The organism is Enterobacter cloacae complex sp. HYC003_NIDB (assembly GCF_056673375.1).
The window spans coordinates 1,164,824-1,181,868 of record NZ_CP114220.1; the positions used below are offsets into that span (position 1 = coordinate 1,164,824).

Below are 17,045 nucleotides of genomic sequence, written 5' to 3' on the forward strand. Positions count from 1 at the left end.
TATATTTTCGGTTTGGGTTTGGATTCTGCTACGCATAAAAATAAACTGTCGACTTCACATATTTCATAAATAAAAAGGCCGCAAATGTGGCCTTTCTGAGGGGGGAGGTTTAGCCGAAAGAGATAATCCCCATTTCAATCAGTGCGGCGAGCGTCAGAAGAATAAAGAGGATAACGACTATGGGTCTGTACATTTGATTTTCCATCCATGTTTATCATGCAATCCGTTTTATGTGCATCATTATTGATGATGGTGCAGGCGATCCCTGCCCCCCTATTTTGCGCCACTTTGCCGTAAAAATCAGTTAGCTGCTGGCACTTTTTCTACTTTTTCTCCGGCCCGACGGGCCGTGGCTGGCAGGATGTCGGCATCCGCCACGTAGCCATCAGGATCGAGACAGCGATTGTGTTCTCTCGCCTGGTGCAGGATCGCTTCGTCCCAGTACAGGCGCTTACGCTGATCGCCCTGGGTCGTCAGAATAAACTCCACATTGCCATCAACCGCGCGGTAGCGGCGCCAGCTGTTTGCAGGAATGGAGATCACCGAACGTTCCGGGGCGATAATGCTGACTTCCTTACCCGCCTCGTTCCAGGTCACCTCCAGCTGGCCTTTAAAGACCATGATCACCTGAATATCCGGGCAGAGATGGCGACCGACAATGTGGTCGTCAGCAAGCCGCAGCCATTCGACGGAAAAACCGTGCGGGCTCAGGGTAGCGGGAGCGGAATCCCGATCCTGTGAAATGCCGAAACCGATAACCGGCGCAATTTCGCCGCCGTGTCCCGGCAGCACCGAGTCCAGCAGTCCCTGCGCTGACCAGCAGCGATCATCGCCGGTTACCGCACGCTGGCGCATCTCCTCAACGCTGTAGTCACGCAGACCGGCAATATATTGCTCTGACAGCGGCGTCAGCAGCGTGGCGGGATCGGGCATTGGTTCACCTGCCTCCTGCGCAATCAGCATATTATCCTTGCTGAGATACATACCGTACTCGCTGGCGGCCGCCAGCACTGACGGGTGCCAGATGATGCCGCCCGTGTTGTCCCCGCCGAGCACGGTAAATACCATGCCGCAGGTATCTTCTTTACTGACGTTGGTGAAACCGCGGAAGATCCAGGTCGGTATTGAGAGGATGGTGGGCGCGCTAAATTCCGCTTCATGCTCGCCGTTGGCGCCCCAGCGAAAACGCCATGTCCCTTCATGGATCAGGAACACTTCTGCGGTGAAATGCAGATGCAGGTTATTGGTTACCCCTTTCGGCATAGCCGCCGCGCCAATGTTAAAGCCGTGCGGCTCGGGGATATTAACAATCTGCTCGCTGGACTGAGTTACACCCGGGCCGATGAAGGAATAGTTTTGTTTGAGATGCGAACCGGGCAGCTTGCAATCAATAAAAGCAAGATTGCAGGAAACCATATCGTCGGGGGCGATTAACCGTGTTCGTGCCTGGCTCTGGCTAAGATGGATAGTTTTCATCATTTCTCCTTTTAATACCCGGATGCACCGGTGGTAGGGATGGCGTTGCCGCGGGCGAGGGCAATTGCTTCACGTGAGGCGCGACCCAGCTGCATAACGTCGTTTGCAGGGGTAACAAACTGGAAACCCTGCGCAATACGCGCTGCGGCGGCCGCGCCGGAAGTGCAGAAAATACCGGCAATCTTCTGCTGCTGGCGGCAGCAGTGAATCACCCGCTCAATAGCAGCAAGCATTTCGGGATGTTGGGATTCGGCGCTGGCGCTGCCGGTCAGCGTCAGCGAGAGATCGTTGGGGCCAATAAACACACCGTCTAGTCCTTCGGTATCAAGGATGGCGTCAAGATCCGCCAGCCCTTCGCGGGTTTCGATCATTGCCAGCGTCAGGATCTCGTCGTTAGCGTGCTGTGGATAATCACTGCCGCCGTAGAGTAGACCTCTGGCCGGACCAAAGGAGCGAACACCCAGCGGTGGATAGCGACAGGCAGCGACAAAACGGCGAGCCTGTTCCGCGCTGGAGATCATCGGACAGATTACGCCATACGCGCCGGCGTCTAATACGCGCATGATTTGCGCCGGATCGTTATCTGCCACCCTCACCAGCGGCACGGCAGGCGTGCTCGATAGCGCCTGTAGCATCGACAACGCGCTGGCAAAATCAATCATGCCGTGCTGCAAATCGACGGTGACGGCGTCGTAACCCTGATGGCCCATAATTTCCGCGCTATACCCGGACGGGATCGCCAGCCAGCCGTTAACGATCGGGGTATTTTCCAGAAATGTGGTCTTTAAACTGTTTTTGCGCACTGTATGCACTCCGTTATCCACTGACGCAGCAGCGGCGCGATCTCATCCGGGGTTTCCAGCGGAATAAAATGCCCGCCAGCCTCCACCGTATGCCTGGTCACGTTCGCGTTGCCTGCTGTCAGTAGCTGATGATGATGGGGCGTGCAGATAACGTCCTGCGCGCCGTTTAGAAGTAATGTGGGGCAGGAGAGGGCGTTAAACGCAGCCCGGTTGTCCTGCCGGTGAATGGCCATTTCCGTTTGCTCCGCAAAGGTCTCAATGCCGCACTCTTGCGCCATTCGGCAAATAGTCTCTTGCAGGATCCGATCGGACAGACGTGACGGGGCGACATAGCTCTGCCACAGCGACGAGACCAGCCAGTCGGCCAGGCCCCGCGCCTGTGCGGTGTGTACCGCTTCCCGGCGTGAAGCAAGGGTGTCTGGCGCAACGGGCAACGGATTAACGGAAATCAGCGTCAGCCCGTTCACTCTTTCTGGCGCGTCGGCGGCCATTTGCAGCGCGACAATCGCGCCGAGCGAAAAGCCCGCCAGCAGAAAGCGCGGTGGCAGAACCTTTAACAACCGCCGTGACGCCTGCGGCGCGGACTCTGCGCCCGTCAGCGTGATGCACAGCACCGCTGAGACGTTCAGCCGTTCAATGACGGGCTGCCAGAGCCGGGCGTTACACAGCGTGCCGCCAAGCAGAACCAGCGGCAGATCGGTATTGTCCAGAAGCGGATATTCCATTGCATCCCTCACGTAGCCGTCCAGCCGCCGTCAACCATCAGGGCGCTGCCGGTGATCAGCCCGGCGGCCTCAGAGGCGAGGAACACTACCGGCCCCATAATGTCCTCCAGCCTGCCTGGCCGGCGCAGTTTGATGTTGTCCAGCACATAGCGGCGAAATGCCGGGTCGGCGAGCGACGAACGCGTCAGGTCGGTTTCAATGAAGGTCGGGCACAGCGTATTGACACGGATCCCCGCATCGCCCAGCTCCAGCGCCATCGTTCGGGTTAACCCTTCAAGCGCGAATTTGGAGGCACAGTACACGCTACGCTCGGGGCCACCAACGTGTCCCATTTGCGATGAGATGTGAATAATCGATCCCCCCTTACCGTCCACCCGCATTCTGCGCGCCACATGCTGGCTGATAAAAAAGGTGGCGCGCAGGTTAAGCGCCATCACCGCATCGAAATTTTCCTCGTTCACCTTAAGAAACGGCTGGTGGCGGGCCAGCCCGGCACTGTTCACCAGAATGTCGGGCGTGGGCAACGTCGCCAGCACACGCGCCACCTCCTGAGTGTCGGTAATATCCAGTTCCAGCGGGTGAAATGCGAGACTGTGTTCCGCTGCCAGACCTGTGGCATGCGCCAGCGCCTCGCGGCCCCGGGCGGCGATCCATACCTCTGCTCCCGCCTGTGCGAGGGCGACGGCGGCGGCGAAGCCAATCCCTCTTGACCCGCCGGTCACCAGCGCGCGTTTGCCGTGCAGGGTGAAAGAGGGCGTTTGCAAAAGCGTCATGGCTTACACCTTTTCCCTGACCGGGGCCGGTGTGGCGTAGGGAACTTCCGTCTGGCCATAACGGCGCACGCGAATATTGGCCTGCTCGGCATGTCCGGCGAACCCTTCCAGCAGCGACAGACGGGAACAATAGCTGCCGATTTCGGCAGTGGCTTCGTCGCTGAGGACTTTCTGGAAGGTGCAGGTTTTCATGAACTTGCCCACCCACAGGCCGCCGGTATAACGTGCGGCTTTCTGCGTGGGCAGGGTGTGGTTGGTGCCGATCACCTTATCGCCGTAGGCCACGTTAGTATGCGGTCCAAGGAACAGCGCGCCGTAATTGGTCAGGTTAGCCAGGAACCAGTCGTCCCGGTCGGTCATCACCTGAACATGTTCGGAAGCGATACGATCTGCCTCCAGCAGCATCTCTTCGTGGCTGTCGCAGACGATGATTTCCCCGTAGTCCTGCCACGACTGGCGGGCAATGTCGGCGGTAGGGAGCTTTTCCAGCAGCCGTTCCACTTCGCTGAGCGTCTCTTTGGCAAGTTGAAGCGAGTTCGTCAGCAGGATGGCAGGGGTGGTGACGCCGTGTTCGGCCTGGCCCAGCAGGTCCGTGGCGCACATTTCCGCGTCAACAGTGTCATCGGCAATCACCAGCGTTTCCGTCGGACCGGCAAACAGATCGATACCTACCCGGCCGAACAGCTGGCGTTTGGCCTCCGCAACGAAGGCGTTACCGGGCCCGACCAGCATGTCGACCGGTGCCAGCGAGTCCGTGCCCAGCGCCATGGCGCCTATCGCCTGAATGCCGCCAAGGGCATAGATTTCCGTTGCGCCAGCCATTTTTTGCGCCGCGACAATCGCCGGGGCGGGCTGACCGTTAAACGGCGGGGCACAGCTGATGATTCTTGAACACCCCGCCACGCTGGCAGTGATGATCGACATGTGCGCGGAGGCGAGCAGGGGATATTTTCCGCCAGGCACGTAACATCCTACGGCGTTAATCGGAATATTTTTATGTCCGAGGATCACCCCGGGACGCGTTTCAATTTCCAGGTCACGCAGACATTCTTTCTGCGCGCGGGCAAAATTCGCCACCTGCTGTTGGGCAAATTCAATATCCTGAATCTCCTGGCGGCTTAACTGTTTTATGCAGCGGTCAATCTCCGCGGACGTCAGACGATAATCCTGACGGTCATAACGATCGAATTTAATGGATAATTCGCGAATGGCTTTATTTCCGCGTTTTTCAATATCCGCAAGTATTTGTTCAACCGTTTCTCTTATTTGCTGGTTGGCTTGCTGGCGCTCTTCGGTAGATTTACCGGTTTTTAATTTCCAGGACACTCGCTTCTCCTTACCTTTTTCAGATGTCAGTTGTCCTCCCGGCGAGCCGGGAAAGGGTGTTTACTTCAGAAAGAGTTATTGATCCGGCGCGGCAGCGTACGCACCGTTTTTTAATAATTGGGCTGAGGTTTGCGTTTTACGGGCATATACCCATCGAGCGGACAGCGGCGTGGCAATAGCGGCCACAACGGAAAGGGCGGCAATCAATATATAACCGGACGACAGGTTAATATGTTGCATCATTACGCCCATCATTACCGGCCCGACAAACATGCCGCAGGAATAAATGGTCTGGAATAGTCCCATTCGCGTGGATTGTTCATCAGACGAGGTATTCACTACGCTGAGCGACATGAATGCGGCAAAGGCCATACCGAACGAGAACCCCGCCAGCGCCTGCCACAGGTAAATCACATAGATATTGCTGGTAAAGGGAATGCCGAAAGTGGAAATCACCTGTAAAACGATGCCGAGCACGGCGGTTTTTACCAGCCCAAGGCGCTGATAAAACACCGAGCTGCACAGGGCGATGGCCAGCCCGTAAAAAAGAAGGTGAATGTTACCCAGCAGCGCGAGGATCCCCGCCCGGGCGCCAAGCTGCTCGGCATAGACCGGCGTCAGCGTGTCGCGGGTGGCGAAGGGCACCAGAATGACGACGGTCGCCAGGATGCCAATCAGCCAGACGGAACGGTCGGCCAGTTGCTGGCGCGCGCCGGTAATGCAGGCTTTAAGCGTGGGGGCCTGAACCGGGTCGTGCACGTCCTGAATGCGGGTCGTCAGGAATAACGCCACCAGGGCGGAGATGCAGGAGACAAAAAAGGCGATGTTATTGGCGAAATAGTGAATCAGCACCGCGCCATTACAGTTACCGAGAAACACGCCGATGGGCCCTGCCAGCGCCAGCAGCGCGACGGCGGCAGGCGCTTCGTTGCGACCGAAGTAACGCATGAACAGGATGTTGTACAGCACCCAGGTCGCCGCCGTGACACCGTCTGCCGCTTTCGCCAGATACAGCGTAATGGCGTTGGGTTCAAGCCAGGCAATCGGCCAGGCGATAATTGGCAGCAGCAGGCCAATCTGGATGAAGATCCTGCGGCTTTTAACCACGTCGGAAATAATGCCTAACGGGAAGCGTATCAGAAGGGTTGCCAGACCGGACGCGCCCATGATGATGCCCATGATCTGTGGCTCAATGCCCTGGTTGATCATCATGGGGGCCAGGAATGCATCAATGCTATGAATGCAGATAAAGAACAGGATGCTGATGATGAAAAAGAGCCGGGCTTCCCGACGGCGTAACAGTGCTTGAAACATGGTTTTGAACCTCTTAAGAATTAATGGGTTATAACCAGTCAGGGACGACGTTTACCGGTTCAATCCTTTGGGCGACTCCTGTTCTCTCCGGTACCATTGACGGTATGAAAACTCTTTGCATACGTATTCAAGATTTGAAGTTACGAAAAGGTTTCACATTTGTAAAGTGATCTCGATCTTGTTGTGAGAATTTTAATTTTTTGTGTTGCATACGCATGCAAAGGTGGTGTAAGTATAAAAAACACCCACTTGCTGAGGCGTTTGAAGCACGTGCAAATGGGCAGGACGTTGATAAGGAATCAGGGGTAATGAAACGTAAGACTTTTGCAGCAGTCACATCCCAACAGGTCGCTCAGCTGGCGGGGGTATCGCAATCTGCGGTGTCGCGAACGTTCACGCCGGGGGCCAGCATTTCACCGGCAACGCGTGAAAAAGTGCTGAAGGCAGCGCGCGAGCTGGGCTATCGCCCGAATGCGATCGCCCGTTCGCTCAACACGGCTCGTTCGCGCATTATCGGTGTCGTCATTTCTTACTTTGATAACCCCTTTTACTCGCAGGTGCTGGAGGCGCTGGCGCAAAAGCTGGATACGCTGAACTATCACCTGCTGCTGTTCGTTGGCGATCGGGAAGGTAACGTAGACCGTATTTTTGACCAGATTATGCAGTACCGGGTGGATGGCATTGTGCTGGCCTCGGTGACGCTGTCGCTGGAGTTATCCGAGGAGTGCCTTGCCGCCGGGATCCCGGTAGTGCTGTTTAACCGCAGCGAAGAGAGTGGCATGGCCTCCAGCGTCAACAGTAATAACGAAGCGGCCGCGCGGCAGATTGCCGAGTTTCTGCTGGCGGGGGAGCACAAGCGTTTTGCCTACGTGGGCGGCGTGGCCGATTCCCCGGTCAATATCGCCCGCCAGCGCGGGTTCATTTCCACGCTGGAAGAACATGGCATCACCGATGTCCGGGTGGTGCACGGGAATTACGACGCTCAGCAAACCACCCGGGCAGCCTATACCCTGTTTTCGACGTCGCCAGCGCCGGATGCGGTCTTTGTCGCCAACGATCATATGGCCGTCACGGTAATGGATGTGGCGCGCTATGAGTTTGGTTTGCGCATTCCGGAGGAGGTCTCCGTTGTCGGCTATGACGACATCGGCCCTTCCGGCTGGCCCTCTTATGCGTTGACCTCGGCGTCGCAGCCGGTCGGCGCGATGGTGGATGCCACGGTGGAACTGTTAATGAAGCAAATTGATAGCGGAACCATAGAGCCTGAACAGATTACGGTGCCTGGTACGCTGGTGATACGCCACTCGGCGCGTCGCCCACGCAGCGGCGTTATCGAAACCAATGGTTTAACGCTATTCCAGTCTAAGGAGCGCACATGACCAGATTACGGGGCTTCAGCCCTCAATTCGACTCTATCCAGCAGTTCATTTTGACGCTGACGCACGTGGTGTGGGAGCAGAAAGATATCGGCCAGCTGGCGGATTTTTACGCCACGCCGGTGGTTTTCACTACCCCCGAAAAACAGCTGCATGAGCTTTCCCAGTTTATGCGCCTGACGCTTGAGGCGATGCACAGCTTCCCGCAGCGAGCGGTGCTGACGGAGGATATTCTGTGCAGCCAGAACCCGGGGGACGAGTACTATGCGGCGCAGCGTACCGTAGCCCGCATTCAGCACCAGGGGGAGGGATTTTTTGGCCCGCCGACCGGGAAAAATGTCTGGGTCCGCACCTGGGCCGATCGCATCTGTGTTGATGGTGCCGTACGCCAGGAGTGGCTGCTTCAGGATCGTGCCGCGATTGTGGCGCAACTGGGGCTGGATGTCCGCGACTTTGCTTTTAACCTGGCGACCATGCGCCAGCAGCTTGGGCTGGAATCTGTGTCTGCTGAGACGCTTGACGCCCGCTGGGCGGGTGGGCCTGAGGGCGACGACGTTGAAGGGGCGCTGGCCGGGGTCGTTGAGCGCTACTTAACGATGTGGGCGGGCGGTAACAGCGGCGTGGTGCCCGGTCTCTATCACCCGGCGGCGACGCTGTACGCGCCGGGGCACTGCCTCTGCACCGGCGAACAGGAAATTGGCGCACAGCTTTCCGGTTATCGCGCTTCATTTGCCGACAGCGAAACGCAGCTTCATCACCTGATTGTGCGTAAAGATCCTAATGAGCCGATTCGACTTTCATTGCGCTGGTCGTTGTTAACCTGGCATGACGGTTACGGCAAATTTGGTGCGCCGACCCGTAAACCCATATCAATTACCGGTATCAGCCAGCTTGAATTACGTGATGGTTTAATTTTCCGTGAATATCTGGGGATCGATGAATTAGCGATTTGGTCGCAAATATTTAATTAATGGGGCGGCAGCCCCCTTATTCCGGCTGCAAAAAATAACCGTGTTTAATTCACCCTCACTTACGGGTGCGGGTTCTTATTGTCTGAAAACAGAGCAGGAGTTTATATGTCTTCCACCGAAGCAACAAATAAAGCACCAGCCGTACCCGAAAAAAGCAGCGTGAAATCGCTGAAAGAGGAACCTGTATTACAGGTGGAGCGTCGTGATTTTGTCGATCTGGTACCGGAAAAAAGACCGCGTGTGCAATCATTACGCGGCTTTGATGACTGCTATACCGATATTGTCGATTATATCGTTCGCTGCACCCATAAAATATGGGACGAGCGCGATGTCGGCTTAATTTATTCTCACTATACCCATAACTGCGTGCTGTATAACGCGCTGGGGACACTCTATAACCGCGAACAGGTGGTGCAGGATACGCTGCAACGCTTAATTGCCTTCCCGGAACGGCGCGGAATGGCAACCCAGGTTATCTGGAACGGAAATGATGTTGACGGTTTTTATACCTCTCACCTGGTGACGGGAAGCGGGCGGCATACACAGTACAGCCATTTAGGCAAACCGACGAACCGTACGTTTGTGACGCGTACCGTGGCGGATTGCATGATCCACGAGAATAAAATTTATCGGGAGTGGGTGGTCAGCGACAATATGTCACTGATGAAACAGCTTGGCCTGAATACCGATCAAATCGCATTTAATATGGCAAAGGAGCAGTTCGATAAAGGCTTCCGCGTGATGGACATCGGCGAAAACGGCCGCATGCTGGGGCAATATCCGCCGGAGATGGAGTGCGATGTTTCCATTGCGCACACCGATACGGAGGAGCAGTGCCTGCGCTGGCTGCATGAGATCTACAACCGCCGGATGTTTGGCAAGATCAAAGAAGTGTATGCGCCTAACGTACAGTGGCACGGTCCGCTGATGAAAGAGCTGTACGGCACCGCGGCGGTAACCCATCAGACGCTGGCGCTGGTGGGGATGATCCCTGACGGCGCGTGGCTGCCGCAGCATATTTGTTCCAACCCATGCGATGAAGGCGGCGTCAAAGTGGCCGTACGCTGGATTATCGAAGGACATCACCTGGGTTACGGCGAACTCGGCAAGCCGACCGGAGAACGACTGTTCGTGATGGGCATGTCGCACTACCACATCGTCAACGGAAAAATTGTTGATGAGTGGGTGGTTTATGACCATCTGGCGCTGCTGGCGCAGATCAAACTCGGCCAGATGGAGGACGCGTAAATGTTAAATCAGGTGAGCTGGATTAAGCGCCCGCAGGGGCAGGATGCGCAGGCCGATCGTTCCCTGACGGAGAAGGTCAGCGCCATTATCGAGCGCGTGAAAGCCGAGGGCGATACGGCGCTAAGAGCCTTTTCGCAGCAGTTTGATCATGTCGTACCGGCGCAGTTTGAGGTGAGCGAGCAGGAGATTGCCGAAGCACTGGAGGGGATGGATGCCCAGACGCGCCGCGACAGTGAGTTTGCCATTAATCAGGTGCGTCGTTTTGCGCAGGCGCAGCTGGCGACCATGCTGCCGCTGGAGGTAGAGACGCTGCCTGGCGTGCATCTCGGTCACCGGATCATCCCGGTGCAGACGGTGGGCTGCTACGTGCCGGGCGGACGGTATCCGATTCTCTCCGCACCCGTGATGTCGATTGTTCCTGCGACGGTGGCGGGCTGTGAACAGATTATCGCCTGTCTGCCCCCGGGCGCCCATCCGGCGATGATTGCAGTTTGCCATCTGGCGGGCGCGCACCGCATTTTCAAAGTTGGCGGCGCGCAGGCCATTGCGGCTATGGCCTGGGGAACGGAGAGCATCCCGTCGGTGGACAAAATCGTTGGGCCAGGCAACGCCTTCGTTAACGAAGCGAAACGCCAGGTGTTTGGTCGAGTCGGCATTGATGCCCTCGCCGGGCCGAGCGAGATTTTTACTATCGCCGACGACAGCGTCGACCCGCGCATTCTGGCCGCCGATATGCTGGCGCAGGCAGAGCACGATATTCATACCCGCGTCGGGCTGGCGACAACCAGCCGGGATATCGCTGAGCGTACCCTGGCGGAGGTTGAGCGTCAGCTTGCCAGCCTGCCAACGGCCGCCACGGCGGGCGAGGCGTGGCGTCGGCAGGGTGAAATTGTGCTCTGCGAAGATGAAGCGCAGCTGATTGCGTTTGCTGACCATATGGCGACGGAGCATTTGCAGGTGCATACCCGCGATCCGCACGCGACGGCAGCGAAGATCCGCAACTATGGCTCGCTGTTTATTGGTCAGAACGCCAGCGTGGTATTCTCCGATAAATGCTGCGGCACCAACCATACGTTACCGACGATGGCGGCGGCACGCTATACCGGCGGTCTGTGGGTAGGGGCATACGTCAAAATCTGTACCCATCAGTGGATTGACGAGCAGGGTATCCCGGCAATCGCAGAACCGGCGATCCGCCAGAGCCGTACCGAGGGGATGCAGGGGCACCGACGGGCGGCGGAAATTCGTCTGCGTCCGCAGGACATTGATGCCATTACTACCGGCATGCGGGACTAAAACGTATCCCGGGCAGCCTTCTGCCCGGTTTTCAGCACGGGGAGCCTGAGACTATGAAGCGCCTGATACCGCCAGACGACTGTCCGGAGGAAATTGCCCGCCGTCTCGACGTCATACAGCAGCACCGGGCGCTCAACGCGATCCTCGGGGTTAACCCTGACGCCATGTCTCAGGCGGAACAGCATCAGCAGCAGCGTCGGCGTGGAGAGCCGATCGGCCCCCTGCACGGCGTGCCGCTGATCGTCAAAGATAATATTGCCTGCGCGCCGATGCCGATCACCCTTGGCTGCCGTGCGCTGGCCTCACTTAACGCGACAGCGGATGCTCGGGTCGTGCAGCGATTGCGCAGAGCGGGGGCGATTATTCTTGCCAGGGCCAATATGTCCGAGTTCGCGTTCGATGTGCGCTCGCGTAGCTCGCTGGGGGGGGATGTGGCGAATCCACTTTGCCCGACACTCACCGCCGGAGGTTCCAGCGGAGGATGCGCCGCGGCGGTGGCGGCTGGAATGGCGGATGGCGCATTGGGTACCGATACCGGCGGCTCTATCCGCATTCCCTGTAGCTATACCGGGCTGGTGGGGCTACGGCCTGCCTTTCGCCGTTCACAGCTGGACGGCGTGGCGCCGCTCTCGCCCAGCAAAGATACCGTTGGGCCAATGGTACATAGCGTTGAGGATGCCGCCTTGCTGCATGCGGTGATCCATGGCCTGCCGCCGGTTGCGCTTCCTGTGCGTTCGCTGAAAGGCGTTCGCTTTGGCGTGGTGACCGCGTTACAGGGAGAGGATGAGGTACAGCTGGAGGTCTGGCAGTCGGCGCTGCACACGTTGCGCCGTGCCGGAGCGACGCTGGTGGAGGTTTCACTCCCCTTCCTTGAAGAGGTGAGGCAGGCCACCTGCCTCAGTCTGTATGAATTTCGCGTGGCGATTGACGACTGGCTTAGCAAACAGCCTGGCGCTCCCTCCGGACTGACAAGCATTGTGGACTCCGGCGCTTTCCTGCCAGAGTTTGCGCCGTTTCTACGTCAGATGCTGGCGAGTAACACGCTGAAAACCCCGCTCTGGCTGGCGGGGCGTCGCTTTCAGCGCCTGTTGCGGCAGAACCTTTGCCAGGTGGCGGAGGTGCAGCGCATCGACGGATTTGTGTATCCCACCGTACAACGATTACCAGAAAGTATGGCGAAGATGCCGCCAGGCTGCGCGCCGGAACTGGCCGCCATCAGCGGCCTGCCTGCCATTACGTTGCCCTGTGGCGTAAGCCGTATCGGGCTGCCGGTAGGGATGGAGATGTTATCGGCGCAGGAGGATGAGACGATGCTGATGACGCTGGCGCTGGCATGTGAGGGGGCGCTGGGCGGGATAAATGAGGTGCTGAGGTTTAAGGCAGGATATCGCCAGAGCGGTACCGTTTGTCAGAACCTCTCTTAAGGCGCCGATGGCCCCTTGCCGCGATACCTTATTGTGATTTCATTTTTCAGTATTGTCAGCGGCGGCGTCATTTCGCCGCGCGCTACCGACTGATACTCAAAGCGAAAGGGGCCCGCGGCCGGGAAACCCGCTGGCAACGGGATTTCGCCCGCCAGTTCCCTGAGCATCAGACAGCGCAGGTTGTTACAGACGCGAATGCGAAAGCCCGGCGGCGTGGGGCCGTCCGGTGTAATCTTCCACAGCAGATGCGTCGGCGTAACCCCTTTCGGAAGGGGCGTGGCGGGCTGAACTGGACGACTTTTCAGTACCTGCTTGCCGCGCGACAGCGTGCCGCCAAAACTATGGCTGCTCCATGAACCGTCCGCAGCAAACGCCGGTGGCGCAAGCAGCAGAACAAGCAAGGCGGCTCTTATCACGATTTACCTCCAATGAGATACGTCATTCTCACGTTGCGCTGAGTGTTTATCTCCTGGCTGGAGAGCACTGCAAGCTGAGGGAAGATGCGACGAAGATAGCGGGACAGCATCAAACGCAGCGCCGGGTTCACCAGCAGAACCGGCGGCGCACCCAGCGCTTCCTGATGCTGCAACGCCTGCTCGGTCTGTTTCATTAAATTCTCGGCAATTCCCGGCTCGATAGCGCTTCCGCTCTGGGTTGCCTGTACCAGCAACTGCTCAAGTGACATATCAAGGCCGATTATTTGGATATCGTCGTCGCCAGGGAACCACTGCTGCGTAATCGCCCGGGAGAGGCGAGCGCGCACGCGGGCCGTCAGCTCGTCAGCGTCAGACTGAGGAGTGGCATACTCAGCCAGCGTGTCGATGATGGTCCGCATATCGCGGATCGGCACGCGCTCGGAGAGCAGATTTTGCAGTACTTTGTGCAGCGTGGTCAGGCTGATTACCCCGGGGATCAAATCCTCTATCAGCTTCGGCGACTGTTTGGTGAGCTGGTCAAGCAGCTGCTGCGCCTCCTGGCGACCGAAAAGTTCGTCCGTGTGGGTGCTGATAAGGTGGTTCAGGTGCGTAGCGACGACGGAACATGGATCGACTACGGTATAGCCCAGCGTCTGCGCCAGCTCGCGATGGACTTCATCGATCCATAGAGCGGGAAGTCCAAAGGTTGGTTCTTTACAGGGCGTACCGGGCACTTCTCCCTCTGCACAGCCTGGATCGATCGCCATCCAGCGATCGGGCTGGACCTCGCCTTTACCAATCGTCACCCCTTTTAGCAGAATACGATAGTGAGTCGGCGGCAGGTCGAGATTATCGCGAATATGAACTGCTGGCGGCAGAAAGCCCATCTGCTGCGCGAACTTCTTACGAATACCCCGTACGCGGGTTAACAGCTGGCCCTGCTGTTCATGATCGACCATAGGGATCAGTCGATAGCCAACCTCCAGCCCCAGTACATCTTCCATCTGTACGTCAGACCATGTCACTTCATTAACCTGCGCCACGTCAGCTTCAGCTCGGGTAGGGGCGGAGGGGGCGGCGCCCGTTTTTTTCGCCTTACCTTCCTGGCCCCGCAGCCACCATGCAATGCCTAAAAGTGAGGAGGTAAAGAGTAAAAAGACCAGATTGGGCATGCCTGGGATTAGCCCCAGCAAACCAATTACGGCCGCAGAGAGGGCAAGCACGCGAGGCGAGGTAAACAGCTGGCCGACCATCTGCTCGCCTACGTCCTGCTCGTTGACCACACGCGTTACAACGACACCTGCCGCGGTGGAGATCACAAGACCAGGGATCTGCGCAACCAGGCCGTCACCGATGGTCAACAGCGTGTAGGCTTCTCCCGCTGCGCTGAGGCTCATATCATGCTGCATTACGCCGATAATCAGGCCACCGATAATGTTTATTGCCATGATCAGCAGGCCTGCGATGGCATCGCCACGAACAAATTTGCTCGCACCGTCCATGGAGCCGTAAAAATCTGCCTCCTGAGTCACCTCTTTTCGACGGCGCTTGGCCTCCTCCTCGCCGATCAGACCGGCGTTCAGGTCGGCATCGATTGCCATTTGTTTACCGGGCATACCGTCAAGGGTAAAGCGAGCGCCCACTTCTGCAATACGCCCGGCCCCCTTGGTGATGACCATAAAGTTTATAATTATCAATATGATAAAAACGACGATGCCGATGGCAAAGTTGCCGCCTACCAGGAAGTGGCCGAACGCTTCGATGACCTGGCCCGCGGCGTCAGCGCCGTTATGGCCGTGCATCAGGATAACGCGCGTTGAGGCGACGTTTAGCGCCAGGCGAAGCAGCGTTGAGAAGAGCAGTACCGTCGGGAAGGCGGAAAACTCCAGCGTATTCTGGGTAAACATGGCGACCAGAAGGATCATGATCGCCAGTACAATATTAAAGGTAAACAGCAAGTCCAACACGAAGGTTGGCAGCGGCAGGATCATCATCGCAAGGATCGTCATGATCAGGACTGGACCGGCCAGTACCTGCCACTGGGTCTCCTTGATGCCGGGCAAACGTAATTTGGTGGCGATATTAGCCATTACTCTTTACTCTCTTGTGCAAAATCGAGCGCCGGGGGAACCGGCAAATCTTTAGGTTCTGTTGGGCGCAAGCCAAAGCCTTTACGCCACCGGCGCAGGCTATATACCCAGGCCAGGACTTCGGCAACAGCGTTATATAATTCACCGGGCACCGGCTGACCCGGCTCGCAGTGCCGGTAAAGCGCACGCGCCAGCGGTGGCGCTTCCAGCATCGGAACCCGATTTTCTTCAGCCATCTCGCGGATGCGCAGGGCAATAAGTCCACTGCCGCTTGCGACGACGATCGGTGCGCCCATGGTGCCTTCCTGGTACTTCAGCGCCACGGAATAGTGGGTCGGGTTGTTGACGACCACATCGGCGGTGGGCACCTCGGCCATCATGCGGCTTTGTGCCATCTGGCGCTGAATCTGCCTGACGCGACCCTTAATGTGCGGGTCACCTTCCTGGTTTTTAAATTCATCCTTTATCTCCTGGCGGCTCATTCTCAGCTTCTTAAAGTTGCTCCAGAGCTGATAAATCACGTCGAAGGCCACCATGGGGATCAGTGACAAAATCACGTACAGCATGCAGCCAATCAGCAGGTTGCTGATGTCGTTTAGCGCGCCGCCCAACGGTTCATACATTAGATTGATGAACCTGCTTTTATTGAGCAGTAAAAACAGTCCTCCCCCCGTGGCGGCCAACAGCACCTTGAGGATGCTTTTGATCATCTCTGATACCATTTGGGCAGAGAAAAGACGCTTGATACCGGTGACGGGATTAAGTTTTTTAAGATTAACCTTTAGCGCCTTACTGCTTGCGTTCAGGCCGCCGATAATCGACGGTGCCGTTATTGCGGTCACGTACAGCCCGCCGGCGAAGGGCAGAATGGCGAGAAAAGCCATGCTCAACAGCGAGGCTGCACGATGTAACATATTCTGCGGGTCGCGGATCAGCAGTCGATCAAAGGTCAGCCCGTTGTGCAGAATAGATTCAAGCTGCGTCGCCAGATGGCTACCTGCGCCGACGATAAGCCCCCAGCCCACCAGAAGCATGGCAAGGGTGGTCAGCTCGCGCGAACGCGGAACCTGACCTTCCTCCCGCGCTTTCTGTTTTCGGTGGGGTGTGGGGTCTTCTGTTTTGTCGCTCTCGCTCTCTTCAGACATAGTGTTGGCCTGGGGTCATCAAAAGCCCAGCGACTCCAGCAGGTCATCCACCTGTTCCTGAGAGGCGACAATCCCGGCGACGCTGGTATCAATCTGCGGGCCGTTCTTGAGATGGGCGTCACCGCTCTGTTCGATACCCGCGTCACGTTCGCGCATGTTTTCAACCAGCACGCTGATCAGCTCGGTTTCGACGGTCTGAATCACCTGCATCAGGCTTTGTAGCACCTGGCCGGTGAGATCCTGGAAGTCTTGCGCCATCATTATTTCGGTGAGCTGCTGGTTGGTTTGCTGAGCGGTGGCCGGCACGTCCAGCAGAAAGGTACGTGTCTCTTTCACCAGTTCTCGCGCCTCGTCAAGCGGCTGTGGCTCTTCAAACCAGGCGTCCCACCGTTCAGTAAGCTTACCGGCATTTTCACCTAATCTTTCCTGGAGCGGTCGTGCCACCTCGACGGCCGTCAGCGCGCGATCGGCGGCCTGAGACGTTTTGCCAACAACGTAGTTGAGACGGTCACGCGTGTTGGGGAACGCGTCCGCGACTTCTTTAATGGCCTGCTCCAGGCCAAGATTTGCCATACTGTCGCGCAGCAGCCGGGTTAATTGACCGATACGCAAAAAGAGATCCTTTGGCGGTTCCGCGATCTCGCCAGGCTGAGTGGTCATAG

At 57.4% G+C, this 17,045-nt stretch carries 15 protein-coding genes; 5 read left to right on the forward strand and 10 right to left on the reverse strand.

Annotated features, from left to right (window positions below):
• Positions 1 to 300: 300 nt before the first annotated feature.
• The 6 genes from O1722_RS05530 to O1722_RS05555 form a co-directional block, all read right to left on the reverse strand.
• Positions 301 to 1,476 carry a cupin domain-containing protein gene (locus tag O1722_RS05530; RefSeq protein WP_033487542.1) on the reverse strand — a complete coding sequence of 392 codons (1,176 nt, stop codon included), beginning with the start codon at positions 1,474 to 1,476 and terminating at the stop codon, positions 301 to 303.
• A gap of 11 nt (positions 1,477 to 1,487) precedes the next feature.
• A complete protein-coding gene (locus O1722_RS05535; RefSeq protein WP_033487541.1) occupies positions 1,488 to 2,279 on the reverse strand; it encodes an HpcH/HpaI aldolase family protein in 792 nt (263 codons plus the stop codon).
• Positions 2,261 to 3,004: an alpha/beta fold hydrolase gene (locus O1722_RS05540; protein WP_033487540.1), complete on the reverse strand. Its 744-nt coding sequence runs from the start codon at positions 3,002 to 3,004 to the stop codon at positions 2,261 to 2,263. Before O1722_RS05540 ends, O1722_RS05535 begins: the two co-directional genes overlap by 19 nt.
• Positions 3,005 to 3,012: 8 nt before the next feature.
• Positions 3,013 to 3,777, reverse strand: a complete 765-nt coding sequence (locus O1722_RS05545) for an SDR family NAD(P)-dependent oxidoreductase (protein ID WP_033487539.1) — start codon at positions 3,775 to 3,777, stop codon at positions 3,013 to 3,015.
• Between the two features lie 3 nt (positions 3,778 to 3,780).
• The gene (gene hisD / locus O1722_RS05550) at positions 3,781 to 5,103 is read right to left on the reverse strand and encodes a histidinol dehydrogenase (RefSeq protein WP_100151310.1); all 1,323 of its coding nucleotides are present in this window, start codon (positions 5,101 to 5,103) and stop codon (positions 3,781 to 3,783) included.
• A gap of 75 nt (positions 5,104 to 5,178) precedes the next feature.
• Positions 5,179 to 6,417, reverse strand: a complete 1,239-nt coding sequence (locus O1722_RS05555) for an MFS transporter (protein WP_479954459.1) — start codon at positions 6,415 to 6,417, stop codon at positions 5,179 to 5,181.
• Between the two features lie 308 nt (positions 6,418 to 6,725).
• On the opposite strand from O1722_RS05555, the gene O1722_RS05560 reads away from it, so the two are divergent.
• The 5 genes from O1722_RS05560 to O1722_RS05580 all read left to right on the forward strand — a co-directional run bounded on the left by O1722_RS05560 (position 6,726) and on the right by O1722_RS05580 (position 12,732).
• On the forward strand, positions 6,726 to 7,796 hold the full coding sequence (locus tag O1722_RS05560) for a LacI family DNA-binding transcriptional regulator (RefSeq protein WP_003862277.1): 1,071 nt from the start codon (positions 6,726 to 6,728) through the stop codon (positions 7,794 to 7,796).
• Positions 7,793 to 8,764, forward strand: a complete 972-nt coding sequence (locus O1722_RS05565) for a nuclear transport factor 2 family protein (RefSeq protein WP_015571630.1) — start codon at positions 7,793 to 7,795, stop codon at positions 8,762 to 8,764. The genes O1722_RS05560 and O1722_RS05565 overlap by 4 nt, the downstream gene beginning before the upstream one ends.
• A gap of 105 nt (positions 8,765 to 8,869) precedes the next feature.
• Positions 8,870 to 10,012 carry a nuclear transport factor 2 family protein gene (locus tag O1722_RS05570; RefSeq protein ID WP_033487538.1) on the forward strand — a complete coding sequence of 381 codons (1,143 nt, stop codon included), beginning with the start codon at positions 8,870 to 8,872 and terminating at the stop codon, positions 10,010 to 10,012.
• Complete coding sequence (gene hisD / locus O1722_RS05575; protein WP_033487537.1) at positions 10,013 to 11,308, forward strand: histidinol dehydrogenase; 1,296 nt, start codon at positions 10,013 to 10,015, stop codon at positions 11,306 to 11,308.
• 53 nt (positions 11,309 to 11,361) lie between these two features.
• On the forward strand, positions 11,362 to 12,732 hold the full coding sequence (locus O1722_RS05580; RefSeq protein ID WP_015571627.1) for an amidase: 1,371 nt from the start codon (positions 11,362 to 11,364) through the stop codon (positions 12,730 to 12,732).
• Here O1722_RS05580 and O1722_RS05585 read toward each other — a convergent pair.
• Genes O1722_RS05585 through cheZ form a run of 4 tightly spaced genes read right to left on the reverse strand, consistent with a single transcriptional unit; the run spans position 12,729 to position 17,043 of the window.
• The gene (locus O1722_RS05585; RefSeq protein WP_223230136.1) at positions 12,729 to 13,148 is read right to left on the reverse strand and encodes a flagellar protein FlhE; all 420 of its coding nucleotides are present in this window, start codon (positions 13,146 to 13,148) and stop codon (positions 12,729 to 12,731) included. The two genes, O1722_RS05580 and O1722_RS05585, sit on opposite strands and share 4 nt — an antisense overlap.
• The gene (flhA, locus tag O1722_RS05590; protein WP_033487536.1) at positions 13,145 to 15,238 is read right to left on the reverse strand and encodes a flagellar biosynthesis protein FlhA; all 2,094 of its coding nucleotides are present in this window, start codon (positions 15,236 to 15,238) and stop codon (positions 13,145 to 13,147) included. Before flhA ends, O1722_RS05585 begins: the two co-directional genes overlap by 4 nt.
• Complete coding sequence (gene flhB, locus O1722_RS05595) at positions 15,238 to 16,383, reverse strand: flagellar biosynthesis protein FlhB (RefSeq protein WP_015571625.1); 1,146 nt, start codon at positions 16,381 to 16,383, stop codon at positions 15,238 to 15,240. Before flhB ends, flhA begins: the two co-directional genes overlap by 1 nt.
• Before the next feature lie 18 nt (positions 16,384 to 16,401).
• A complete protein-coding gene (gene cheZ, locus O1722_RS05600; protein ID WP_015571624.1) occupies positions 16,402 to 17,043 on the reverse strand; it encodes a protein phosphatase CheZ in 642 nt (213 codons plus the stop codon).
• Between the last annotated feature and the right edge of the window lie 2 nt (positions 17,044 to 17,045).